Source organism: Skermanella aerolata KACC 11604, from assembly GCF_000936425.1.
GTDB classification, from domain to species: Bacteria; Pseudomonadota; Alphaproteobacteria; order Azospirillales; family Azospirillaceae; genus Skermanella; species Skermanella aerolata.
Map to the genome: position 1 here is coordinate 1 of NZ_AVFK01000168.1, position 1,208 is coordinate 1,208.

General features: G+C 62.8%; 1 protein-coding gene. It reads left to right on the forward strand.

What is annotated here, in order from left to right:
- Positions 1-781 (forward strand): IS66 family transposase (locus N826_RS39010; RefSeq protein WP_044438006.1); only part of this gene is annotated, 781 nt, incomplete at its 5' end.
- Positions 782-1,208 lie beyond the last annotated feature (427 nt).

Here is a 1,208-nt window from a genome sequence, read left to right on the forward strand (position 1 = left end):
GCTGGCCTACATGCGCCAGCGCGCTCTGGCCGGTCCCGTCATCAAGGCCCTGGCCGATCACCCCGACCGGCACTTCGCTGACGAGGCGGCGTGGCTGGAGCATCTCCGGCGGCTCGGCATCACCGACTTGGAGACCAATCCCGACCCAGTCCGCATCGCCACCGAAGGTGCGCTATGGGGCGCGATCAAGGCTCATGGGCTGCTGCCCGACACCGTGGTTCTGTCCGACGACGCCAGGCAGTTCGCGCTCGAGGACCACGCCTTGTGCTGGGTCCATGCCGAGCGCCTGATCCACAAGCTCGACACCTTCACCGACAAGCAGTACGCCGCCCAGCAGCGCATGCGCGCCCTGATCTGGTGGTTCTACGCCGATCTCAAGGCCTATCGCCGCGATCCTGACCCCCGTCGGCGGGCGGCGCTGCGCGCCCGCTTCGATCGGATCTTCCGCCGCCGCACCGGGTTCGCCACGCTCGACCGCCTGCTGGAACGGCTGTACGCCAACAAGGACGAGTTGCTGAGGGTGCTGGACCGTCCACAGGTGCCGCTGCACACCAACGGCTCCGAGCGCGATCTGCGGCCGCACGTGATCAAGCGCAAGATTTCCGGCGGAACCCGCTCCGATCAGGGCCGCGACTGCCGCGACGCCTTCCTCGGTCTGCTGCTGACCTGTGCCAAGCTGGGCGTTTCCTTCTGGGACTTCCTCGGACACCGCCTTGGGGTCGCCGACGGCGATGCCCCTTATCTGCCAGACCTCATCAGGCTCCGCTCAGCGACCCCCTGAGCCCCCGGACTTTTGCCCCAAGTACCGGTTCCTGAGGGTTAACCAGGCGAGAATCAGACGTATCCTGGTTAGAAGTGAAGAGTTAATCAGGTGAAAAGTGCGGAGTGCCAGAAACCCGCACCGGGGCACCCTTGGGAGTGTTCCCGATTTCCGGAAAGCCGCCCGGGATCAAGGTTTGGGTTGACATCCCTCCTTCTTCCTTCGCCTGATCAACCCGTAACTTCTCGCATCGTTAACCCAGCAGGACAGAACGCGAGAGCATGCCGAAGGCTCGAAATGCCGATTTTCACCTGATTAACCCAGCAGCGACAGAGCTTTTCGAACAGGAAAAGCCCCCTGTCAGGCTATTTTACCAAATTAGCAGCTGTCAGCAAATGTCCGTTTGGTGAAATACCTGAACGTCATGGCGCTGATGACGGAGGGTGTG